General features: G+C 37.7%; 24 protein-coding genes and 1 pseudogene. 6 read left to right on the top strand and 19 right to left on the bottom strand.

What is annotated here, in order from left to right; genetic code table 11:
- The first annotated feature begins 127 nt into the window (after positions 1 to 127).
- Positions 128 to 1,006, top strand: coding sequence for a LysR family transcriptional regulator (locus ABN217_RS02130; RefSeq protein WP_349459112.1), 879 nt, complete (start codon positions 128 to 130; stop codon positions 1,004 to 1,006).
- Positions 1,007 to 1,070: 64 nt separating this feature from the next.
- On the opposite strand, the gene lhgD is transcribed toward ABN217_RS02130, so the two are convergent.
- From lhgD to budA, 12 genes are all read right to left on the bottom strand, one after another.
- Complete coding sequence (gene lhgD / locus ABN217_RS02135) at positions 1,071 to 2,276, bottom strand: L-2-hydroxyglutarate dehydrogenase (RefSeq protein WP_197269128.1); 1,206 nt, start codon at positions 2,274 to 2,276, stop codon at positions 1,071 to 1,073.
- A gap of 15 nt (positions 2,277 to 2,291) precedes the next feature.
- Positions 2,292 to 3,005: a FadR/GntR family transcriptional regulator gene (locus ABN217_RS02140; RefSeq protein WP_349459013.1), complete on the bottom strand. Its 714-nt coding sequence runs from the start codon at positions 3,003 to 3,005 to the stop codon at positions 2,292 to 2,294.
- Positions 3,006 to 4,973 (bottom strand): TRAP transporter permease, encoded by a 1,968-nt coding sequence (locus tag ABN217_RS02145; RefSeq protein ID WP_072068250.1) that lies wholly within the window; start codon positions 4,971 to 4,973, stop codon positions 3,006 to 3,008. It lies immediately after the preceding gene.
- Positions 4,974 to 4,985: 12 nt separating this feature from the next.
- A complete protein-coding gene (locus tag ABN217_RS02150) occupies positions 4,986 to 6,020 on the bottom strand; it encodes a TAXI family TRAP transporter solute-binding subunit (RefSeq protein ID WP_072068249.1) in 1,035 nt (344 codons plus the stop codon).
- A gap of 387 nt (positions 6,021 to 6,407) precedes the next feature.
- Positions 6,408 to 6,920, bottom strand: coding sequence for a DedA family protein (locus ABN217_RS02155; protein ID WP_196554150.1), 513 nt, complete (start codon positions 6,918 to 6,920; stop codon positions 6,408 to 6,410).
- Between the two features lie 58 nt (positions 6,921 to 6,978).
- Complete coding sequence (locus tag ABN217_RS02160) at positions 6,979 to 7,800, bottom strand: energy-coupling factor ABC transporter ATP-binding protein (protein ID WP_196554151.1); 822 nt, start codon at positions 7,798 to 7,800, stop codon at positions 6,979 to 6,981.
- Positions 7,784 to 8,629, bottom strand: coding sequence for an energy-coupling factor ABC transporter ATP-binding protein (locus tag ABN217_RS02165; RefSeq protein WP_164526370.1), 846 nt, complete (start codon positions 8,627 to 8,629; stop codon positions 7,784 to 7,786). Before ABN217_RS02165 ends, ABN217_RS02160 begins: the two co-directional genes overlap by 17 nt.
- Positions 8,620 to 9,324 (bottom strand): energy-coupling factor transporter transmembrane component T, encoded by a 705-nt coding sequence (locus tag ABN217_RS02170; protein ID WP_072068245.1) that lies wholly within the window; start codon positions 9,322 to 9,324, stop codon positions 8,620 to 8,622. Before ABN217_RS02170 ends, ABN217_RS02165 begins: the two co-directional genes overlap by 10 nt.
- 2 nt (positions 9,325 to 9,326) lie before the next feature.
- Positions 9,327 to 9,908, bottom strand: coding sequence for an ECF transporter S component (locus tag ABN217_RS02175; protein ID WP_072068244.1), 582 nt, complete (start codon positions 9,906 to 9,908; stop codon positions 9,327 to 9,329).
- Between the two features lie 76 nt (positions 9,909 to 9,984).
- Positions 9,985 to 10,422, bottom strand: coding sequence for a PCC domain-containing protein (locus tag ABN217_RS02180; RefSeq protein ID WP_196554211.1), 438 nt, complete (start codon positions 10,420 to 10,422; stop codon positions 9,985 to 9,987).
- A gap of 293 nt (positions 10,423 to 10,715) precedes the next feature.
- A complete protein-coding gene (gene alsS / locus ABN217_RS02185) occupies positions 10,716 to 12,395 on the bottom strand; it encodes an acetolactate synthase AlsS (protein ID WP_349459014.1) in 1,680 nt (559 codons plus the stop codon).
- 66 nt (positions 12,396 to 12,461) lie between these two features.
- Positions 12,462 to 13,289, bottom strand: coding sequence for an acetolactate decarboxylase (budA, locus tag ABN217_RS02190; protein ID WP_196554155.1), 828 nt, complete (start codon positions 13,287 to 13,289; stop codon positions 12,462 to 12,464).
- A 681-nt stretch (positions 13,290 to 13,970) separates the two neighbouring features.
- Between budA and ABN217_RS02195 the strand changes: the two genes are divergently transcribed.
- The 3 genes from ABN217_RS02195 (at position 13,971) to ABN217_RS02205 (ending at position 14,965) form a co-directional block, all read left to right on the top strand.
- Positions 13,971 to 14,213: a hypothetical protein gene (locus ABN217_RS02195; RefSeq protein ID WP_349459015.1), complete on the top strand. Its 243-nt coding sequence runs from the start codon at positions 13,971 to 13,973 to the stop codon at positions 14,211 to 14,213.
- 99 nt (positions 14,214 to 14,312) lie between these two features.
- Positions 14,313 to 14,639, top strand: coding sequence for an efflux RND transporter periplasmic adaptor subunit (locus tag ABN217_RS02200; protein WP_349439055.1), 327 nt, complete (start codon positions 14,313 to 14,315; stop codon positions 14,637 to 14,639).
- Positions 14,640 to 14,800: 161 nt separating this feature from the next.
- Positions 14,801 to 14,965 (top strand): hypothetical protein, encoded by a 165-nt coding sequence (locus ABN217_RS02205; RefSeq protein WP_166185107.1) that lies wholly within the window; start codon positions 14,801 to 14,803, stop codon positions 14,963 to 14,965.
- Here ABN217_RS02205 and ABN217_RS02210 read toward each other — a convergent pair.
- From ABN217_RS02210 to pth, 4 genes and pseudogenes are all read right to left on the bottom strand, one after another.
- The gene (locus ABN217_RS02210) at positions 14,962 to 15,579 is read right to left on the bottom strand and encodes a Fic/DOC family protein (RefSeq protein WP_197269134.1); all 618 of its coding nucleotides are present in this window, start codon (positions 15,577 to 15,579) and stop codon (positions 14,962 to 14,964) included. The genes ABN217_RS02205 and ABN217_RS02210 overlap by 4 nt on opposite strands.
- 259 nt (positions 15,580 to 15,838) lie before the next feature.
- A pseudogene (locus ABN217_RS02215) lies at positions 15,839 to 17,028 on the bottom strand (tyrosine-type recombinase/integrase).
- A 215-nt stretch (positions 17,029 to 17,243) separates the two neighbouring features.
- Positions 17,244 to 18,335, bottom strand: a complete 1,092-nt coding sequence (ychF, locus tag ABN217_RS02220) for a redox-regulated ATPase YchF (RefSeq protein ID WP_072064039.1) — start codon at positions 18,333 to 18,335, stop codon at positions 17,244 to 17,246.
- A gap of 184 nt (positions 18,336 to 18,519) precedes the next feature.
- Entirely contained in the window at positions 18,520 to 19,104 is a 585-nt protein-coding gene (gene pth / locus ABN217_RS02225; RefSeq protein ID WP_099075502.1) for an aminoacyl-tRNA hydrolase, read from the bottom strand.
- A 345-nt stretch (positions 19,105 to 19,449) separates the two neighbouring features.
- Between pth and ychH the strand changes: the two genes are divergently transcribed.
- Positions 19,450 to 19,728, top strand: a complete 279-nt coding sequence (ychH, locus tag ABN217_RS02230) for a stress-induced protein YchH (RefSeq protein WP_072068239.1) — start codon at positions 19,450 to 19,452, stop codon at positions 19,726 to 19,728.
- 244 nt (positions 19,729 to 19,972) lie between these two features.
- Here ychH and prs read toward each other — a convergent pair whose 3' ends face one another.
- The 3 genes from prs to lolB form a co-directional block, all read right to left on the bottom strand.
- Positions 19,973 to 20,920 (bottom strand): ribose-phosphate diphosphokinase, encoded by a 948-nt coding sequence (gene prs, locus ABN217_RS02235; RefSeq protein ID WP_036912921.1) that lies wholly within the window; start codon positions 20,918 to 20,920, stop codon positions 19,973 to 19,975.
- Positions 20,921 to 21,007: 87 nt separating this feature from the next.
- A complete protein-coding gene (gene ispE / locus ABN217_RS02240; protein ID WP_196554159.1) occupies positions 21,008 to 21,883 on the bottom strand; it encodes a 4-(cytidine 5'-diphospho)-2-C-methyl-D-erythritol kinase in 876 nt (291 codons plus the stop codon).
- The gene (gene lolB, locus ABN217_RS02245) at positions 21,880 to 22,518 is read right to left on the bottom strand and encodes a lipoprotein insertase outer membrane protein LolB (RefSeq protein ID WP_072068237.1); all 639 of its coding nucleotides are present in this window, start codon (positions 22,516 to 22,518) and stop codon (positions 21,880 to 21,882) included. Before lolB ends, ispE begins: the two co-directional genes overlap by 4 nt.
- A gap of 240 nt (positions 22,519 to 22,758) precedes the next feature.
- On the opposite strand from lolB, the gene hemA reads away from it, so the two are divergent.
- Complete coding sequence (gene hemA / locus ABN217_RS02250) at positions 22,759 to 24,021, top strand: glutamyl-tRNA reductase (protein WP_072068236.1); 1,263 nt, start codon at positions 22,759 to 22,761, stop codon at positions 24,019 to 24,021.
- The last annotated feature ends 2 nt before the right edge of the window (positions 24,022 to 24,023 follow it).

Here is a 24,023-nt window from a genome sequence, read left to right on the forward strand (position 1 = left end):
AAATAGACGGTTATCGACAGTATGTGACGCTGTTTATTTATCAGGTGCAATATCCTATTTAATTGATTTATTGACAATCGATAATAAATCACCTTAGCCTATAGAAAATCTAATGGCTAAGAATATTATGCGAACACATCTTCCCCTCAACGCACTACGCGCTTTTGAAGCATCCGCAAGACACCTTAATTTTACCAAAGCTGCATTAGAACTCTATGTCACCCAAGGCGCAGTGAGTCAACAGGTGAGAATGCTAGAAGAACGTTTGGGCGTGATGCTTTTTAAGCGTTTACCCCGTGGTTTGGAGATGACAGATGATGCACAGATCTTATTTTCGGTATTAACAACCGCATTTAGTGATATCGAACGGGTGTTTAAACAGTTCGAACGTGGTGAATATCGTGATGTTGTTTCGATTGCCACTGTGGGAACATTTGCTGTTGGCTGGTTATTACCTCGATTGGCTGAATTTAAGCAACAATATCCAAGAATAGAAGTGAATTTAAGAACAAATAACAATGTGGTTAATTTGGCAACCGAAGGACTTGATTTTGCTATTCGATTTGGTGAAGGACTATGGCCTCTAACCCATAATAAAGCCTTATTTTCTGCACCATTAACGGTTTTGTGCTCACCAAAAACAGCAGAACGGTTACATTATCCAACTGACTTAATAAATGAAAACTTATATCGTTCTTATCGAGAAGATGAATGGTCACAATGGTTTGAAAAAGCAGATATATCGCCGATAAAAATAACAGGTTCTATTTTTGATTCTTCACGTTTAATGGTAGAAAGCGCGATTTATGAAGGTGGAATTGCATTAGCACCCGCAAATATGTTTTCAAGAGAAATAGAAAGCGGTCAGCTAATACAACCTTTTAAAATAGAAGTTGAAATGGGGAAGTATTGGTTAACGTATTTAAAATCAAAACCAATGACCGCATCAATGGAAATATTTCAGCAGTGGTTAATGAATGAAGCGCTAAAAGAGTGTCGTGAGTGATATAAAATAAATAGCACTGATTAATTTCAGTGCTATTTATTATTTGTACTCGCAGTATATTTTTTTAATTATAAGAAAAATGTTCTCTAACGATTTCTCTACCTATTTCAATAGATGCAGTTGCAGCAGGTGATGGGGCATTACACACATGTAATGAACGTTTACCTTTCACAAAATGGAAATCATCTACTAATTTTCCTTCACGAGTTAATGCTTGAGCACGAACTCCCGCAGGACCAGGATGAATATCTGCTTCATGTAAATCAGGAATTAATTTTTGCGCATTCGCAGTAAATAATTTGCGAGAATATGAACGACGAAGTTCGGCCATTCCTTCACCTAAATAATTACCTGCAATTTTCCAAAAGCCCTTATAAGTGAGCACTTCGGCGAGATCTTTTAAATTAATATCGCTTTTTTTATAGCCTTCGCGCTTAAATGCTAATACCGCATTAGGCCCAACATCACGATGTCCGTTATACATGCGTGTGAAGTGTACGCCTAAGAATGGAAAATCAGGGTTAGGAACGGGATAAATTAGATGGTTGACTAAGTAGTTTTTATTGGCATTAAGCATAAAGTATTCACCACGAAATGGGACTATCTTCATACCTGTGTCATAACCTGCCATTTTAGCAATACGATCACTAAATAATCCTGCACAATTAATCAACCATTTACCTGTAAATTGCTCATTGGATGTCGTTACTATGACATTATCATCCGTTTCATTGATCGATGTTACAGCTTGGCCAAACGTAAATTTACCACCACGAGATTTAATAATTTCAACATGTTTTGCTGCTATTTCGGGATAATTAACAATCCCTGCATCAGGAACTAATAATGCAGCAATACCATTAACATAAGGCTCTCTAGCTTTCAGTTCACTTTCAGTCATTTTGATAACTTCAAGCCCATTATCAATGCCACGTTGATAAATGTTTTCTAACGCATTTAGCTCTTTTTCATTGGTAGCGACAATCACTTTGCCACAACGATCGTAATAAAGATTATGTTGTTGGCAAAACGCATAAGTGGTGATATTACCTTGTTTAGCCAGCCTTGCTTTAAGGCTCCCCGGTGTATAATAAATACCAGAATGAACAACATTACTGTTATGTCCACTTTGATGAGCCGCAGGGCCGGATTCTTTATCAATCACCAGTAGTTTTAGTTCAGGTTGACTTTCTTGTAGCGCACTTGCAACCCCTAATCCGACTAATCCCGCACCAATAATAATCACGTCATACGTCATAATCTTATCCATTTTATAAATTTTAAATTAACAAGGTTCTTGTTGTAAGCGCTTTAATTTGCCACGTACATTCGTTAAATGAAGACGCATTTTATAGCTTGTTTCATCGTGATCTTGTTGGCGTATTGCTTCAACAATCGCTTCATGCTCTGCAATAACACGCTCTGTTTCTGTCTCTCGCCCTTTATTTTGACTTAATGAATACATTAAGACACCAAGATAAAGCTCATGCATATTATCTAAGATCCTGACAAAAAAAGGATTGTGTGCGGCAACCATAATAGAACGATGAAATTGATAGTCTTCTTCATGGCTAATACTTTTGTTTTGTCTTGTTGCTAAAACAAAGGCATCGTGAGCATTTTCGATAGCGCGTAATTCTTCTGGTGTTCGGCGTAAAGCGGCAATAGCTGCCGCTTCATGTTCAATGACCTCACGCATCTCAAGTAGTGAATCTATCTCTTCAGGGCAAGCAATTTCCATGACTAATGGCTCATATTTACTGAGTATAGAATGGTCAATTACACGGCGACCACCTCCTTGGCGTGAAGTCACAATGCCACTGGCTTCTAAGACACCTAATGCTTCTCTGATCGGGACTCGACTGACGCCAAAGGCATCAGCGAGTACATTTTCAGAAGGTAACTTTTCACCAATAGGGTATGTCCCGTTACTAATATTTTGCTTTATTTGCTCAAGAATTTGATGCGACGCTTTTTGGCGTGAGATCTTTTGTATCATCTAGTTTTCTCCAGATGCATGCCCCATATTAGCTAACTGTTTTTTAGACCGTAATAGATGGAATGCACCAGTTAATAGGATCAAGGCAACACCTAAAAGGTCGGTATATAAGCCCGGTTTAATCATTAAAATTGCCGCAGCTGCAAATGCAATACGCTCAAACCACGTTGTTTTAATCATCCAGAAGTTTGCTGTTGCGATACTTAGTGCATAAATTCCGACTAATGCAGTAATAATCATTAATCCAATAGAAAGTACACCTAAATTATCACCTTGCATCAATAAAGCAGGGTTATAGACTAAAATAAACGGAATAATAAAACCGGGAAGTGCTAAACGAACCGCATCCCATGATGTTTGCATAGGGTCTGCTCTTGCAATACTGGCGGCAGTATAACTGGCTAAGGCAACAGGAGGTGTAATATTGGATAGTGCGCCAAACCAGAATACAAAGAAATGAGCCGCTAAAGGCATAACGCCAGCTTTAATTAAAATAGGTGACACTGTAACGGCAACGACGATATATAAAGCGGTTGAAGGTAACCCCATACTTAATACAATACACACCAGCATGACAACTAATAATATCATCCATAGTGTATTATCCGTCATTGAGACGATATTAAAGGCCAATGTTGCTCCGATACCCGTCATTGTAACTACACAGATAATCACGCCAATAGCTGCGCAAGCGACCGTTACTTGAACTGACCCACGAGCCGCTTCAGCTAAGGCGTCAGCCACTTTAGTTAAAGTCATACGAACAGTTTTATCGGGTGTTATCCAACTTGCAACAATAATGGTTAGAATACCTAAGAAGCCAGCATAAATAGGTGTTTTACCTACTAATAAGGTTCCAATGACAATAACCAATGGTAATAACAGTAAGCCTCGGGCTTTTAATACGGCTTTAACTTGTGGAATATTTTCTTTACTTAACCCCTTTAACCCTTGTTTCTTGGCTTCAATGTCAATGGCCATAATTAATGCGGCGTAATACAACAGTGCTGGAATAATGGCTGCAATAACAATGGTGGTATATGAAATTCCTAAAAAGCCAGCCATAATAAATGCGGCTGCACCCATAATCGGAGGCATGATCATGCCACCCGTTGATGCAGTTGCTTCTACAGCTCCAGCAAAACGCGGTGTTAATCCAATACTTTTCATTAAAGGAATGGTGAAAGTCCCCGTTGTTGCTACGTTAGCAACAGCACTTCCGCTTAAAGAGCCTGTTAATGCAGATGAAATAACCGCAACTTGGGCTGGCCCACCACGACGACGACCTGCGATAGCCAGCGCTAAATCATTAAATAAAGCAGTAGCACCACTGACACTTAAGAATGAACCAAAGAGAATAAAGACCACAATCGCGGTGGAGGCTGTTGAAAGGGTAATACCAAAAATCCCTTCACTGGTCATAAATAAACGGTATAACAATCTTTCTACAGAAAATCCGGCATGACCGAAAATACCCATAAAATACTGGCCAAATAAAGCATAGATAATGGCAAAAGTTGCAAGTCCTGGAATGAAATAACCAGTAGTTCTTCTTGCAGCTTCAAACAGTACGATAATACCTAATATAGCCATGGCATAATCAGTAGTATTTGGAATACTTTTTCTTACTACATGAAGATCAACGTAATTAAAGAAAAAATAGCCATAACTGATTAATGTTAAAGCAATAAAAAGATAATCCCATCCATTAAATTTAGGTGTGGAAAAACGCTTAGAGAATGGAAATAAAATAAAGCCTAAAATTAAAATACCACTAAGAAAAATAGTATTACGGTAAAACTCTTGAGTATTTGATAATGCGTTAGAATAAATCGCATAAAGTGAAATTAATATTGCAAGAGTCGTGGTGATTTTCAGGTAAATGCCTGCAAGTTGGCGATTGCCAGAGCTTGCTTCTTTATCTAATGCAGGTGGCTCTACCGGAGTTAGGTGGTCATTATTAGTCATAACTCACTCCTGTTATTTATTATTAGTCTGCGTTTGAGCTTCTGGTGGAATAAGATAATCAGGGATCTCTAATCCGATTTCTTTGTAATAGCGGTAAGCCCCTAAATGTAATGGCACAGAAACACCTTTTAATGCATTTTCTGTGGTGATGTACTTAGCTGCGCTATGAACTTGATGAACTTCAGGAAGGTTCTCAAACATAGTTTTTGTTAGCTCATAAACTAAGTCATTATCAATGCTGGTTGTGGCCATTAAGATATTAGGTTGGGCTATCGTATTGACCATTTCAGTTTGGCGAGGGTAGGTATCCGCGGGTATTTCAAAACGAAACCATGAATTTGCCACATGATTGATATCATCAAGTTGTTTATCTGTGACTTCGAGTAGTTTTGCGCTGACACCACTGGCATACATATCGGTGACGGCTGAAGCTGGGACACCAGCAGGTAATGCACCACCGTCAAGACGGCCATCTCGCATGGCAGAAACAGTGTCTCCATACCCAAGATATTCAGGGGTAATATCTTTCTTGGTTAAATTAACACCTTTAAGAATGATAATCGTTGATTGCTCTGTCCCACTCGCTTGAGGGCCAACAGAAAAACTTGTTGCACGAATATCATCTAATGTGCCAGTTTTTACTTTGTCATTCATTAAAACAAAGTGTTCGACATTAGGCCACAACATAGAAATTGAGCGCAAATTTCTTTCTGGTTTACCTTCAAAATTACGCACACCTTCATAAGCTTCCACAGCTAAAAGACTTTGTAAAATAGAGAGCTGAGCTTCATTTTTTTGCATTAAATAGATGTTTTCTATCGATCCTGCCGAAGATTGCCCTGTTACTTGAACGCCTCTATCCTTAAGGTGTGTGCTCCATACATTTGCTAATCCCACTCCCATCGGATAATACGTTCCTCCTGTTGAAGCGGTTGCTACAGAGAGAAATTGTTTATTCGCATTTTCTTTTTTGCCAGCTATTGCTAATGAGACAACCGCAATAACAGCAACAATACCGATGGCAAGCTTTGTTTTTCTTATTCTCATGATGTTGTTCCTGTACATAAAAACGCAGGTGAATGTTTCACACCAACTTGTATACAACATGACAACTTTTATAGAAATAAGGAGTGTTAAGAAATTGTGACGTGACGTAATGAAATTAAAACAAGAAGGTAACAAATTGTGATCACCATAGTAATTATGCAAATTTTAATCATAATTATGGTGATAGACGCAAAATGCGAAAGAAAATATCAATAAAGCATGGAAGAAAAGATAAAAGAAGCTAAAAAATAGCCTATTTATCGATAATTAAAAATAAAATGAAAAAAAGAGAGGTCAGAAGATATTTAAACAATATGATTATGTAAAAAGAAAATAGACCACTTTTAGTATTAATAGAAAGATTAAAATTAAGTACTAATTTACCACTTATAAAGCAAAAGTAAGTACACCTGTTGCGATTAAAACAAACATTGCAGACCAGACTAAGGCAGAAATGGTGCTGGTAATATAAATACCATATGCAGATAGCTTTAATAAGCCAGCACTAAAGGGGGTTAAATAGCGAAAAACAGCTAAGAATCGAGAAATAAACAAAATATAGTGAGTTTTATTTTTTAATAATTGTTGAGTGCGATTAATTTTTGACTGATAACGATTAACCCATATTTTAAGGCGAGGAAAACGATAGATAGAACGCCCCAACTCATAGCTTAAAATTGAACCTAATAGAGCACCACAACTGGTGGCTAACCAAAGAAATATAGGAGAATAAAGCGGTAAACAAGCACCAAAAATAAAGAGCAACATTAAAGATGCGGGGGGCAAAAATGAAGAAATACCGATGGTCGATTTTCCAGCTGTGATTAAAATAATAGATAAGAATAGAGTAATAGGAGATAAGTGACTTAAGGTGTCAAGTAAAGTGTGAATAATTTCCATTTAATTATCTCCAACTACTTACAAATAAACACAATAATAGTAATAAATATTAAGATTATTATGAGCTTATTTTAGAATTCTTATTCATTTCAGTTAACATTATCGCCCATTCAATAGGCGTATTTTTAATTGGTAATTTCAGTTTTTGACTTAATGAGTATAGCGTAGGCGCAGGAATATCAGTAAGGGATTGCAGTGTTGAATTCATTAGCACTTTATCAGGGGAGCCATCGGCAATTAATTTACCTGAAGATAAATGGATAACTCTCTGAAAATGGCGAGCAGTAAAATCAAGATCATGACTAATAGCCAATACCGTTGTACCTAATGTTTTTTGTATCTGAAGCCAATTTTCAAAACAGCTTAACCAATGTGCATCAAAATCACGAGTGGGTTCATCAAGTAATAATATTTTAGGTGATAAAATACTTAAACTTGCAACAGCAACCATTCTGCGCTGGCCTGCATGTAAATCTAAAGGATGAACATCTGCAACATCACTTAAACCACAAAGCGACAGTGTTTCATCTAAACATTTTTTAATTTCTTTTTTCGGAAATTTACGTAGCTTTAAACCAAAAGTGATCTCTTTCTCAACCGTATTATGAAAAATTTGTCGTTCAGGCTCTTGAAATAACACTCCAATATAATGAGCGCGCTGTTGTGCTTTTAGTTGAAATAGTGACTGATTATTGAGTGTTATATCACCTTCGTTGGGCGTTAATAGTCCTGCAATTAATCGTAATAAGGTAGATTTACCCGCTCCATTATCACCGACTAAGGTTATCCATTCGCCTTGATTTAAGGTTAAGGATAATTGAGAGATACAAGGCGGAACATCATCGCTCCAGCGATAAGTTACATTATTGAGCTGTAACATAAAATTCCTTAAAAGCATTAAGCAAGGCTTTGTCATTATTTACAATATTCTTATTCCAATGATGGTTTTCAATTAACCAATGTAAAGCTTGCCATGCGTCTGGAGCATTAATCGTTGAAAACAAGAATGGAAAAATAGAGTCTAAAGTACCTTTTGCCTTCACTTTTCCCGCCTCCAATAATAAAAATTGTTCACTCAGACTTATTGCAGGTAATAAATTGCGTTCAAAAATAACGACACTGCATTTATGCTCTTTTGCATAGTGTTTTATGCGTTGCTGTAATTGTTGGGTTGCATTGGGTGTTAAGCGACTAAAAGCTTCATCAAGTAATAATAATTTTGGGTGCATAGCAAGCGCACTTGCTATGACAACGCGTTGAGCTTCACCGCCAGAAAGGGTTGAAGGATGGCGAAAACGCAAGCATTCACATTGTGTTAATGCCATAGCTTCTTTTACTCGAAATCGAATTTCATTATCGCTCAATCCCAAATTTTCAGGGCCAAAGGCAATTTCTTGCTCTACGGTGAATGCACATCCTGAAAGTTGTAATTGTGGTGATTGTTGAACGAGCTGTCGTCCGGGCGCTAGCGACACTAATCGGCTTTTATCGAGAGCAATGTTTTGTACAATTCCCATGCCTTGTACTGAACCTGTTAATAAATCGGGATACCAACCTGCTAGTAATTGTGCAAGAAGGCTTTTTCCGCTGCCATTACCCCCTAAAATCACAAGCCATTCCCCTTGTTTTAACTGCAAATCGATAGGGCCAAGAATAGGCTGTTCGTCGCCAGTGGGGATAAAACTCAATTGCTGAAGATTTAGTACCATAGCCAAATACCTCCTTCAAACAAAATAAGCAATAAAATCAAGTAGCGAAGCATCATTTGAAGTGGCGTATCTGCTGGAGGATATAAAGTTGTCCGTTTTTTAATAATACGAAATCCTCGCATATCTAATGCAGCACTTCTAATCGTTAAATCACTTAATACATGACTAATAAGAGGCAGAATAATAGCGGGTAATGTGATGAGACGTTGCCAAAATGTTCCATCAAGAGGAACACCTCGCGCTAATTGCGCCTCTCTTATATTGTGTAATTGTTGGCGTAATTGCTCTACAAGCAACAAAGGTCCTGCTAATAAATAGGAAAGGCTCATAGGTAAACGGCTAGCAAATAACGCTCTAATAAATTGCTCTGTTGATGTGTATTGTAACCACAGTTGAGCGCCACTTATTATTGCTAATAATCTTAACCATAACGTTATTGCCATAGTTTGTTTACTGGTATCTAAAGATCCTCCTGTTAACCAATAAGCTAGCCAGCCACTATGGACTAACCATAATCCGATTGCCATAGGGATCATTAACCAAGCAATAAAACGCCAACGCCAGCGAGATGCTTTCCAAATTAATAAGCTAATAAAAATACCACTGCTGATTATCAGCAGTGGTAAGCCTAATGATAAAAAAAGCACACTAGCACTTAGCCAAAGCCATAATGCCAATGAGGTAAATGGATGCATTATTAGCGAACCTTGGCAATCGCAGGGAAATTACGTTGTGTTCGTTGTGGTAATTGACGCACTAATAACCAAGCGATAATTGCAGATAAGATTTTATCTGCAAGATTTGCACCTAATACAGTAATGGCAACAGACTCAATAAGCCCTTCACCTACGGCATGAAAATAAGCAACAAAGAAATCAGCACCGCTACCAGTTGCGCCACCAAATAGATAAGTACGAATTGGAACGGCGACAATCATTAACGCTAAAGTAATGACAATACCTGAACCAATAACGCGAATTAAAGAACGAAAACCACCAGCACGAGCCAATAAACCCGCACTTAATCCTATCATCATGGCAACCGGAGCAAATGCGGCCGCCATTGGACCACTGATTAATCCCCATAATAGATTGGTTAATAATCCAGTGAATAATGCGACCCATGGGCCACCTAATAAGGCACAAATTAGTGTACCGATAGAATCTAAAAAGATAGGGAGTTTTACCATTGAGGTAATTTGGCCGCCGATCATATTTATTGCAATAGATACAACAATGAGCACGAGTGTACGACTCGAAATTTGAGGAGTTGTAGACATAGTTTAAAAACCTTTACAAAGGATAGTGACTATTGGTTTTATTGTTTTGCATATATAGCGATTTTTTATAAAAAAGCTATTTACGCGGTGTGATGACCAACTCCTCATAACCAGAGTGTTCACAAGGCTGACGGCTAAAAGTCACTTGCTCTAACTCACCAATAACGAGCTCTAGCGTCGTGCGCACTGTACAACCTGGCATCATATGTCCACCACACATTAATCCATTTTCATCTGAGATTGCTAAATGCAAATGTTCACCTTGGTCATCTAATGTTCCAATTAGTGAAATAATCTCAAATTTACCTGTAAGATAGCGATTTTCTTCGCGTCCTGCAAAGCGTAATACCACATCGGTTAAACTTCCCACACAACCTGCAATAAATGCTGATTTTAGGTTTTGTTCCTTCATCATCTGTCGTAATACCATAATCACATCTTCATGAGGGAGAAGGCGAAGTGGAATAAATCGAGCATGAGAAGAAAGTAATGAGGTGTGAGACATCGTGATTATCCTAATAACTGAAAGTCTATATTTAATTTATATGGTTATTGTAAGCACTAAAATGACTGTGTCAGATAAGACCTAGCTTACTTTATATTATCTATTTTCATTTTTATGCACAAAAATCGCATAACGTATTATTAATAAAAAAAACGAAAGAAGAAATAGATAATAACCTTTTATTAACAATGAAGTTGTTTTGTATCAAAAGAATAAGATAGGAAGAAAAACAAAGAGAGGAATAAGGGTGAGTGGAAAATGCTCACCCCTATTTTTAATAACACGATATTTAAGTAAAATAACTAAATAATCAAATTATAATCAATATGTTCCATCAATTTAGCATTATCACGATAATCGACAGGAATAGCGAGAACGGCGGGGCCATCAACAGCCATCGCTTCATGTAAGACGGTACGTAATTGAGAAGCACATTCAACAGAGAACCCTTTAGCACCGAAGGATCTAGCGTAATGTTTAAAATCAATTGCTCCAAATTTTACACCAGAATAACGGCCATATTTTTTCTGCTCTTGCATTTCTACCATATTATAAGCGTTATCCACCCAGATAATATGCAAGATATTAGTATTTAAACGAACCGCAGTTTCTAGTTCCATGGACGATTGCATAAAGCCACCATCACCAGAAACAGAAATAATTTTATCAGAAGGTCGGACAAAAGAAGCACCAATTCCCCAAGGTAGTGCAACACCCATGGTTTGTTGTCCATTAGAAATCAACATTTGTCTTGCTCTAAAACTATAAAGATAACGTGCAAGCCATATATGAAAACTCCCCATATCAATACAGAGTGTTACATTGTTATCAATAATGTTTTGCATTTCATGGATGATGGTTAAAGGGTGAATAGGAGAACCATGCCGAAAATAACTATTTTGTTGCAGAATTTCTCTTTGGTGACGAATTTTCTCAAGGATGTGATGAGTATTATTTGAGAGTGTAATTTGGGATGTAGATTGTTTAGCAAAATACTGAGTTAAATTATCAATTGTTAATTTGATATTACCGATTAATTCTAAGTCAGGGCAGTAAGCTAAATCAATTTCAGCAGGGATCTCATCTATATGAATAATATTGGCATTATTGTAATTCCATAATGATGGTTCATATTCTATAGGGCTATAACCCAAAGTAATCACTAAATCGGCATGAGATAATAACTCATCCCCCGGTTGATTATTAAATAAGCCAATACGACCAGCAAATAAAGGAAAATGGCGTTGAGCAATCGCACCTGCTGATTGATAAGTACCTACAATTGGGAGAGGACAAATATCAAGTAGATTTTGTAATGCTGATGCATTTTCAGGATAACTAGCTTGCAACCCTAATAAAATAACTGGACTTTTAGCACGCTGCAATAATTTAACGGCTTCTTGAATGGCATCATTATTTGCACTCCCAATATTGGATTTTGATTTAGGTACTAATATTGGACTATTAACTTCATTATTTAAAATATCCATTGGAAAAGTTAAAAAAGCCGAACCAGGTCTTCCTGATTCCGCATGGCGAAAAGCATTAGCTATGGTTTCAGAAATTGATTTTGATGAATCAATTTCTGCGCAAAATTTAGTAATAGGATTAAACATGGTAACGGTATCCATGCTTTGATGAACCAATTTTAATCTATCTGCGGATTTTACTGATCCTCCCAATGCAACTAACGGATCGCCTTCAGATGTTGCTGTTGCAATACCTGTTGCAAGATTAGAGCAACCTGGCCCCGATGTTGCGATAGCCACACCCGCTTTACCCGTTAAACGACCAACCGCTGCGGCCATAAAGGCGGCGTTAGCTTCATGACGAACCACCACGGTTTCAATAGTTGAATCGATAAGAGAATCAAATACACGATCTATTTTTGCGCCCGGAATACCAAACACTTGTTTAATGCCATGTTGTTCTAATTGTTTGACAACTAAATCTGCACCACATTTCCAATGAGGAGTGTTCATATAACCTTCTTTAATTTTGCAAGTGAATAAAAATAAGATTAAGAATAAAGTTAAGCGCTATTTAAATTAATTTTCGGCTTGTTCTATTGCTTGATGAAGATTGTCCGGCATTAAATTTGCTTGTAGAAAGGTGGAATGGCTGGGTAAATCAATGGTAAGACGGGAAATAACACCGATCTGTAAGGTGCCTTGTTTTAAATAATAATCAAGGACATGACCACCGCCTTGGCGTTGTTGATTAATGTAATGTTCATGAAACCCCGCAACATTTATTCCTTGCGTAAATTGTGGGGAGCGAAAACCCGCAATAGTTCCTGTTTCATTATGAAATGTGAAAATAGGCTGATCCTCGATAGCCTCTAACATTGGAAGGTAGGGAGGAGTTTGGCGAGGAACTGTGCGTGTTTTAACTAATTCAAATTCGCCTTCAATTCTGATTGCACAAAATAGATTGTCGGAAGGAACATACTGATTAATTACATTGTGTATTTCTTTTTGCGATGCACCATAAGAAAAGTGATGTTCAATATCACAATTAAAAAATGTCATTACAGCAAAAGGGGATTTTTGAGAGTTTAATGCCTGACGTGCGCTACCATCAGAGCGTAATTGAAAAACATTATTGTCGAATGCAACTAGCTCGCCATCAAGTTGTTCAAAAGTTCCTAAACCAAAATCACCATGCTTTAATAAATCAGCAATAGTGATATCGCTGTCATATACACCTGCAATTAAACTGCTCATTAATGAATTTTGATAAATAGTACATTCGGGGTGTTTACTAATATAATTATTTAAGTTGGTTATTATTTCTTGTCCACATTGGCAATGATGATTTTTATTGTGTGTTATATCGCTATTATCTCGCACATTAGATTGAAAATTATTATTCATGGTAAAGCTATTCCTTTATTTAATAAGTAACAATCATTAATCGATTGTCAAATTAAGTATTGTCCTAATTCATAAGTATTTCAAATGTTTTTGTTGTAATTAAATAGAGGGTGATGGTTTTATATTTATAAATTAACTAGATGTTATCTTTTATGATTAGAATTAATTAACTTGACTATGTTTATTATATGGATGTGTTTTTTATTTTGTAATTAAGTCTATATCCATTTCTTCAATATTATTAAAGGTGATTTTTATACACTCATAATCGTTTTTATTGATATAAGATATATTTGGGGATGGATTACCACATTCTGATTGTGAGAAAGAGTCTAAATATAAAAAATATTTGTTTATCTTATTTGTCTATTATAGAATCGACTAACTATACTTTTTATTTTTAAATCTTTTAGTTTTTTTATAATATGAGTTTTCATAAATGCATATAGAATAATTTTAAGTTAATTAGGAAAAAAAGCCTTATGAAAACATAAGGCTTTTAGAGAACGGTTAATATTTTTATTTAATTAAACATTAAATCGTAATATTTTATTTATCTATATGAATTATAATGGTTTTATTTTCTATTTTCTATTTTCTATTTTCTATTTTCTATTTTCTATTTTCTATTTTCTATTTTCTATTGCGAATCCCTCCGCCTATTTAACGGGAAATATCCTGATGGCATCGAGAAAGCTATCCGACAAGCAAATAGAAAAAAGTACTCAACTTGGCAATATGTTTACGCTCGATCTTCCCTTGTTTAATGGACTTGATATGGCACAAACACATGAACTGTTTGGGGCATTTTATACTGTGATGGCGAATGCGGTTATTGATATGGCTGCTCGTTATCCTCATTTGACTGATAAATATAAACAAACTGGTTATCATGCAATGTTGAGGGTAATGGAGCAATCATGAGATTAAAAAATATTTAGCATGACATTTTTTAATTATATAATGAGTGAGCACTCATTCATTATATGGCGGTATTTTTCATAAAAATAACAGAACGCGAATATGACACAATCAACATTAAACAATGGCATTTATTACAGAATGAATTTAAAACCACTCTATACTCTCGCGTCTGCGATGATGATGATTTCATCTTTGTCTGCATGTGATGAACAAACACTGGAACTTCCTTCTGAGACAAATAAACCCGCGCTGACGGTAGAGGTTACTTCACCCACGACACAATTAATCTCTGGTACTGTGACAGCAAATGGGAACGTTGGTGCATGGCAAGAAGCAATTATAGGCCCAGAAATTAATGGATTACGAGTGGAAGAACGCTTAGTACAAGAGGGCGATTGGGTACAAAAAGGGCAACCCTTACTGTGATTATTTGTTAAACTCATTGTGGTGTTTTTTATTTTTTTATTTCTGTTATGGTTGTAAAACGAGTTATGAATTGGTTCAATGCGAAAGTATTCAGTAATCTGTGTAGCCATATAAAACAACGATGATAAAATGTACTATTGCTTATTTGAAATGAGACTACTATGAAAAAGAATGAATTAATTCAAGCAACAAAACCAACTCGTACTCAACTTATTCGTTCGGTCGCAACCTCTACGGCGATTGAAACAGGGCAGGAGTCCCGTCGCCTTGAAGAAGAAATGAAAGCAAAGCGTGAGAAGTTTGGGCATTTGAAACTTGCGATTTAGTTCGCTTTCAAGGCTTCGTTAACCCAATATTTCATGGGTTCATAGTTAAGGTTTAACCCTGCGTGGATTGCTGCGATGTACTGCTCGGGGTGCTGAGTCCAACTTTCATAGTCTAGTGGCTGGAAACCAGCTTGTACTGCCATCACATCTGCGAGTAAACGCGATAAGCGCCCATTTCCTTCCCTAAATGGATGTATCAGAATTAATTCCACATGTACTGTTGCTATAGCTTCTATGACTTGTTCTCGGCTCATATTGGTGCAGGGTGTGTACTTCGCTAGAAACTCTTTTTCAAATTGAGCAAGTAACTTTGCAACTCGATCCGTAGGGGCAAACATAAAGCCACCCTTGCTAATATTCACCGTACGTAACTGACCAGCCCACTCGTAAACATTCCCTAACCATTGGCGGTGCCAACGCTGAATAAGTGATACGGTAATTTGCTCAGTGGAAAATTGTTCTTCAAAAATGACTTGATACAGTTTTTCTAACAGGACAAGCTCAGCATCATTGATATCATCAACGTTTGAAAGCCCTAGCTTATTAGCTAGCACTTCTTCATCAGAACCATCAGCAAATTTTCCTTCGCTATTAGATACATCATATCTATTCATTTTATACTCGTCATACTTCAAGTTGCAGCGTTGTTGACTACGTTCATTCGCACTAGTCACATACTTATTTATGCTCCTAGAGACTCATTTACTTGTCGCCTAGCTGCATCTCGAATTATTTAGAGTATAAGCGGTAGCTAGGCTCAATAAAATAATAACCACTTATAAATCAACGGATTAATTAAATGTAGGTTAAATTATAGGTTTTGCTGAAAAATCAATAAATATCGTTATATATCAATGCTAACACACTCATGCATCATGAATTTGATTCTAGGTTGGCCTGTTTTACCCAAATATCAAGTTTATCAGCCCAATCTTGCATCATGATTTTGCGCTCTTCAAGATAAGTTGCATGATTATATGAACGTCTAACGCTATTTGAGTCCATATGGGCTAGTTGTGCTTCGATAGCATCAGGTCGATATCCTAACTCATTTAATCGTGAGCTGCCTGTTGTACGTGTCGCATGAGGGCTATATATACCACTTCAACCTCTCGTTTTAAGAAATTGCCTTAGTGAGTTAGTAGACATTGGTTTATGGCAAGAATCACGACCGGGAAATAAATGTTTGCGGTTACCAGTAAAACCATAAAGAGATTTTAGAATCGTAATAGCTTGTGTAGGCAGAGGAACAATATGTTCTCTTCGTGCTTTCATACGCTCAGCTGGGATAGCCCAAAGTGCATTATCAAGATCGAATTCAGACCATTCAGCCTCAGCGACTTCAGATGGACGAGAAAGCGTCCACCACATTAACCACATACAATAGTTCAGTTGAAAGGTGTCACGGCTATTATCAAAGTTATTGAGTAGTTGACCTATTTGATCCGTAGTGAGGGCTTTTTATGTTGTGTTTTGTTTGCTGGGAGAGCTTTTCTTATTGCCCATACTGGATCACTATCAGCTCTTAATGTGGCAACAGCAAATTCAAAAATCGAGGATATAGTCCGTTTAGCTTCAGCAGCAACTGTTGGAGCACCTCTTTGAACCTCACGTTGCAATATTTTGAGAATATGGTGAGATGTAATTTCTCTTATTGGTAATGTGCCGATAGAAGGAAATACAATGCGCTCCAACATATCAAGGCGACGGTATTTGGTCACATCAGCCCAATCTTTCATTTGCAACCATTCTTTTGCGATGATTTGAAATGTATTTGCAGATTCGTTCGCTTTTCTAATCTTGTCTAGTTGCTTAGCTTGTGTTGGATTAATTCCTTCTGATACGAGTTTTCTGGCATCATCACATTTAGATCTGGCTTCAGCTAGTGTTACCAATGGGTAGTTGCCCAATGCAAGCATGCTTGATTTTCCATTTATTTGAAAACGGAATCGCCATGTTTTTTTACCATTAGGTTTCACTTCAAGGTACAAACTGTTGAAGTCATTGATACGATAAAGTTTTTCTTTAGGTTTTGCAGTTCGGCATTTTGTATCAGTAAGCATAATAAGTTCAACGAGTTATGTAAGTTGATATTATTACACTCACTTAAAAAGGGAATATAAATAAATTGTACTCAGTTACGTACTCATTTAATCGCGAATTTTTATGAAACTTAATGAGACATAAAAAAGCATAAAACCCAGTTAATATCATGAATTTTATGCTGTTTTATTATGAAATGATACTTTATGAAACAGTATGAGACTAGAGTGTAGTCTTACACATTAAACAAGAAGTTCATTACATCGCCATCTTGAACGATATATTCTTTACCTTCTGCACGCATTTTACCGGCTTCTTTCGCACCTTGTTCACCACCGTAAGTGATAAAGTCGTTATAAGCGATAGTTTGAGCACGGATAAAACCTTTCTCAAAGTCAGTATGGATTTTACCTGCAGCTTGTGGTGCTGTTGCTCCTACAGGGATTGTCCATGCACGTACTTCTTTAACGCCAGCTGTGAAGTAAGTTTGTAAGTTCAGTAATGAGTAACCCGCACGAATAACACGGTTTAAGCCAGGCTCTTCAATACCTAAATCTTGCATAAATTCTTCGCGTTCTGCATCTTCTAACTCAGCAATGTCTGCTTCGATAGCAGCACAAACAGGAACAACCACAGAACCTTCGGCTTCTGCGATTTTGCGAACAGTTTCAAGATATGGGTTATTTTCAAAACCATCTTCATTAACGTTTGCAATATACATTGTTGGTTTTAACGTTAAGAAGCTTAAATAACGAATCGTTGCTTTTTCTTCTTCCGTTAAATCTAAAGCACGTAACATGCCAGCGTTTTCTAAATGTGGTAAGCATTTTTCTAACACTTCCATTTCTGCTTTAGCAATTTTATCGCCACCTTTTGCTTTTTTCTGATTACGGTGCATTGCACGTTCACAGGTATCTAAGTCAGAAAGTGCTAATTCAGTGTTGATAGTTTCGATATCTTCAGCAGGATCAACTTTACCCGCAACGTGAATGATATTGTCATTTTCAAAGCAACGAACCACATGACCAATCGCTTCAGTTTCACGGATATTCGTTAGGAATTGGTTACCTAAACCTTCACCTTTAGATGCGCCTTTTACTAAGCCTGCAATATCAACAAATTCCATTGTTGTGGGTAAAATACGCTGTGGCTTAACAATTTCAGCCAGTTTATCTAAGCGAGGATCAGGCATTGGAACAACACCTGTGTTTGGTTCGATAGTACAGAATGGGAAGTTGGCTGCCTCAATACCTGCCTTAGTTAAGGCATTAAACAGTGTAGATTTCCCTACGTTAGGCAGACCGACGATACCACATTTAAATCCCATAAACGTTCACCTTGTCACATAAAAACAACAGGAGGGAGTATTCCTGTTGTGTGCTGTTAAAAAAAATTTGGCGCTATTATAGAGCAAATCCCTGTTTGATTAAATCATCAGGGATTAATCGCACAAAAGAAGAGGGTATTTTACCCTCTGAATATTGAAATCGCTTAATTTATCAATGTAATGATTATGCTTTAAAGCTATGTAAGCGGTTTATTGCTTTTTCATAACCATCACGCATTAAAATATCTGTGCACGAAAGGGCTTCGTCGATAGCGTCATCAATTAATTTTTGTTCACTCATTGGTGGTTTGCCTAATACAAAGCCAACAACTTTATTTTTATCACCAGGGTGGCCAATACCAATGCGTAAACGATAGAAATTTGGATTATTGCTAAACTTACTTTGAATGTCTTTTAATCCGTTATGGCCACCATTACCACCACCTAATTTCATTTTGACAATACCGGGCGGTAAATCGAGTTCATCATGTGCAACTAAAATTTCATCAAGTTCAATACGATAAAAGTTCGCCATTGCTTGTACCGCTTTACCACTCAAATTCATAAAAGTGGTCGGAACTAATAAACGAACGTCATTACCATTTAAATTAATGCGTGCGGTGTAACCAAAGAATTTGCTCTCTTCTTTTAGAGATTGCTGATGACGTTGAGCCAATAAATCTACATACCAAGCACCCGCATTATGGCGAGTCTGGGCATAATCTGCACCGGGGTTTGCTAACCCGACGATAAGTTTAATTTTACTCACAATAGCCTTTCACTGTTATCGTCTTAAAAGAAAGCCCATAGTTTACCTGTCTAAGCACAGAAGCACAAAATAGATTGCATAGAATGTTTTTTAGAAATGAAGGGGCGAGGAAATATCCTCATTTTAATTTAACAAAAAGAGCGAAAGCGATAAAAACAGCGTTATTTACTACTTTGAAAATAAAAAAACACATTTTTTGTGAAGATTTATCAATAAATCTCAGAGCGATGTGATCGCTTCGACAATACCTTCTGAGTATTTATGGCTATAATAACTGCAATGAATAAAAGGTTATTCGATGTATTTTGGTGTTGAATCGTCTGACGACGCGCTTGGAGGTGCAACATGAAATATAAACATGCATTTGCAGTTGGTAATTTATGTATGGCTACGGGGATGGTTGTGATGCTCGGTAGTCTTGGTTATACCCTTCTTAGTCATATCTTCCCTTTGGGATTACCTGAGTTTTTAGCAGATATCTCTTTAATGGGGATCTTTATCGGTGCCCTGGTTTGGCTAGCAGGTGCCCGTATCGGTGGTAGAGAAACAATAGCAGAAAGGTATTGGTGGTTACGTAATCATGATGAACGTTATCGTCGCCATGATAATCACCGTTATCCATAATATTGTTAATACAATTAATATCAGAATAGATAAAAAATAATAACTAAATTTAAGATGAACTGGTGTTAAGTGAATAACTGCCATCATTATGAGAGTAATACACATCAATAGACCCGTTGATATTTTGGCGGGTTTTTTTATTGTCTAAACTACCTTGTTTTTGGAGAACGATAACAAAAAACCCGCTATAACAAACGTTATAGCGGGTTTAGTTATCTCAAATTGCAATGAATGTTATAACAAATTAATGTTCAAACATCGCAGAGATTGACTCTTCATTGCTAATACGGCGAATTGCTTCAGCCAGCATGCCAGAAAGAGTCAATGAACGGACTTTATTTAATGCTTTGATTTCTGCTGACAATGGAATTGTATCGCAGACAACCACTTCATCAATAACAGAGCTTTTGATGTTCTCAACAGCATTACCAGAGAAGATTGGGTGAGTTGCGTAAGCAAATACGCGTTTAGCACCACGTTCTTTCAGCGCTTCAGCTGCTTTACACAATGTACCGCCTGTGTCGATCATATCGTCAACAAGGATACAGTCGCGGTTAGCAACATCACCGATAATATGCATAACTTGAGAAACGTTAGCGCGAGGGCGACGTTTATCAATGATAGCCATATCAGTATCGTTTAGCAGTTTAGCGATAGCACGAGCGCGAACAACACCGCCAATATCTGGAGAAACAACAATAGGGTTGTCCAAATCTTTTTGAAGCATATCTTCTAAAAGAATTGGGCTGCCGAAGACATTGTCAACCGGTACATCAAAGAACCCTTGGATTTGTTCTGCGTGTAAGTCACAGGTTAAAACACGGTCTACGCCTACACTAGATAAGAAATCCGCAACAACTTTTGCCGTAATAGGAACACGGGCTGAACGAACACGGCGATCCTGACGGGCATAACCGAAGTAAGGAATAACAGCAGTGATACGACCAGCGGAAGCTCGACGTAATGCGTCAACCATGACCACTAATTCCATTAAATTATCATTAGTAGGTGCACAGGTTGATTGAATGATAAATACATCACCACCACGTACGTTTTCGTTGATTTGCACACTGACTTCACCGTCGCTAAAACGACCTACAGCCGCGTCTCCTAGGCTAGTGTAGAGTCGGTTGGCAACACGTTGAGCCAGTTCCGGGGTTGCGTTACCAGCAAAAAGCTTCATATCGGGCACGAGAAAAACCTCAGGCTTGCGTCCAGAGAGAGATATTGTTGACCTGTAAAGAACGTGTTTATGAACATAGGGTTTGTAAACATCATCTTACGGGTGCAATAACACAGGTATCCTTGAGCGGAATAAATGCAGAGGAGAAATGTTGACGCCTTGCGCTACAAACCCATGCACCCACTCAGGGGCGTTAATTAACACTTCACTAGCGGCAACTTGTGATTCGAACTCACCGAACACACAGGCACCTGTCCCAGTTAAGCGTGACGGTGCATATTCTAACAGCCACGAAAGCAGATATTCAACCTCACGAAAACGTTTTCTTGCGATCATTTCACAGTCATTCTCGAACGGAGCCTTTAATAATGCGCCAAGAGAGCGAATAGGAGAATTACGTTTTAATTCTGGATCTGTGAAGATTGTCGGGGTTGGAATGGAAATTCCGGGGTGTGCGACTAAATACCATTGCTCTTTTGGCTCTGCAGGGGTCAAAATTTCACCAACGCCTTCGGCGAACGCAGCATGACCTTTTACAAAAACAGGGACATCAGCCCCTAAACTTACTCCTAATTTGGCTAAGGTTTCATCACTTAAACCCGCTTGCCAGTGGTAATTAAGTGCAATTAATGTGGTCGCTGCGTTAGAAGAGCCTCCACCTAAGCCACCACCCATTGGCAACTTTTTATCAACACTGATATCTGCGCCTTGATACTGCAAAGGAATATTATGTTGTTGACAATAATCACGCAGTAATTTAGCCGCTTTAATAATTAAATTATCTTTATCTTCTACACCCTCAATCGGCGTTAAGATAGTTAACTGGGTATCATCACGAGGAGTAATCGTTAATGTATCGCCATAATCTAAAAATTGGAATAACGTTTGTAGATTATGATAACCATCCGAGCGTCTCCCTGTGATATAGAGAAAAAGGTTTAATTTGGCAGGAGAAGGCCAACTTAGAGTCATTGCTGTATATCCCAGTTATCCATTTTTAATTTGATAATGCGTTCGCCTTGTTTTAACTCAAGACGTTGTGGCAGGTTAGGGGTAGTGCTTGAATCATAAGCTTGGTAAGTCACAAGCCAATCACCTTCGGGAGCGGGTAATGTGACCGATTTTAATAAGTGATTTGCATCTAACTCAAAATTAGTTGCATCACCTGGTAAACCAACAAGCCAAGCACGTAGATTTTTCAGTGGAATAACCATGCCAGTAAGTTGATAAATCATCTCTGCTGGATTATCACTATAATACTTTTTACCTTTATTATCGGTGACTTCAATGACACCTGGCATAACATTTAAATCAAGCTCGGTGGTACCTAGCGGATTAGTCAATAATAAACGATAACGCTCATCTGCTTTGTCTTGCCAATAGAATCGGGCATAGGTTTTGTTTGTATCTTCGATATAAGCAAAAGCACCTCGAGTTTCATATTGTGAAATTTTCTTTAATGCTTGTTGGCGAGCTTGCCATTGCACATCGTTATCAGACGCAGAGCCTTGTGTCTTTATCTGATTTAGATTACAGGCACTCAGCAACAACGCCGTAAGCGGGATGATACGCAGGAGTTGTTTGGTTGAAAAAAAGCGTGAACGCATAGCTGAGACATTCCTTTAATTCGTTATTAGTTAAAAAAAAGAGTATCATAAACCTTATGATATAACGATATTTCGTTAAATTGTGTATAGAAATCTCCTATCACTCAAGTAAGCTCTTTTATTGAATCTGTTCATCAAGTAGAATGGCGGAAATGAAGAGTCCATACTAAATGCGCTGTTTTAGGTTTACACTAAGTCAAGTCGCGAGGCGGTATTTATTCATAACTCGATATAGTTGATATGACGTTATTAGCATTAGGTATTAATCATAAAACAGCCCCCGTTGCTTTACGTGAGAAAGTTTCTTTTTCTCCCGATACCATGGGTGATGCCTTAAATAACCTCTTACAGCAACCCGCTGTCAGAGGCGGTGTTGTGCTGTCCACTTGTAACCGTACTGAGCTTTATCTCAGTATGGAAGACAAAGAAAATAGCCATGAACAGCTTATTCGTTGGTTATGTCAATATCACCAAATAGAGCCAAGTGAGCTAAAAAGTAGTGTTTATTGGCATCAAGATAATCAAGCTGTTAGCCACTTAATGCGAGTGGCAAGCGGTTTAGATTCTCTCGTATTAGGTGAACCTCAAATTTTAGGGCAAGTTAAAAAAGCCTTTGCCGATTCCCAAAATTATGACTCGCTCTCTTCAGAGCTGGAACGTTTGTTTCAGAAATCTTTTTCAGTTGCGAAAAGAGTGAGAACAGAGACACAAATCGGTGCCAATGCAGTTTCTGTTGCTTTTGCCGCTTGTACTTTAGCGCGTCAAATCTTCGAATCGTTATCCTCTTTGACTATTTTATTGGTCGGTGCCGGTGAAACGATAGAATTAGTCGCTCGTCATCTTCGTGAGCATCAAGTTAAAAAAATCATTATTGCTAACCGAACTAAAGAGCGTGCTCAGCGTTTAGCCAATGAAGTCGATGCAGATGTTATTACATTATCAGAGATTGATGAATGTCTATCGCAAGCTGATATTGTTATTAGTTCTACCGCAAGTCCTTTGCCTATTATTGGTAAAGGAATGGTTGAAAGGGCGCTTAAAAAGCGTCGCAATCAACCTATGTTGCTGGTGGATATTGCGGTTCCGCGAGATATTGAACAAGATGTTGAAAAACTCAATAACGTCTACCTTTATAGTGTCGATGATTTAGAAGCGATTATTCAACATAACCGCGAACAACGCCAAGCGGCCGCTATTCAAGCCGAACATATTGTTCAACAAGAAAGTGGACAATTTATGGATTGGCTACGAGCGCAAGGTGCTGTGGGTGCGATTCGAGAATATCGAGACAGTGCTGAAATGTTACGTGCAGAAATGACAGAAAAAGCCATCACATTGATACAAAATGGAGCAGATGCAGAAAAAGTTATTCAGCAACTCTCACATCAATTGATGAATCGTCTAATTCACACACCAACGAAATCTCTTCAACAGGCTGCCAGTGATGGTGATATTGAACGCCTGAATCTATTACGTGAAAGTTTGGGTATTACCCATAATTAACT

Origin of the sequence: Proteus sp. fly-1067, assembly GCF_040139345.1 — a bacterium.
GTDB lineage: Bacteria > Pseudomonadota > Gammaproteobacteria > Enterobacterales > Enterobacteriaceae > Proteus > Proteus vulgaris_B.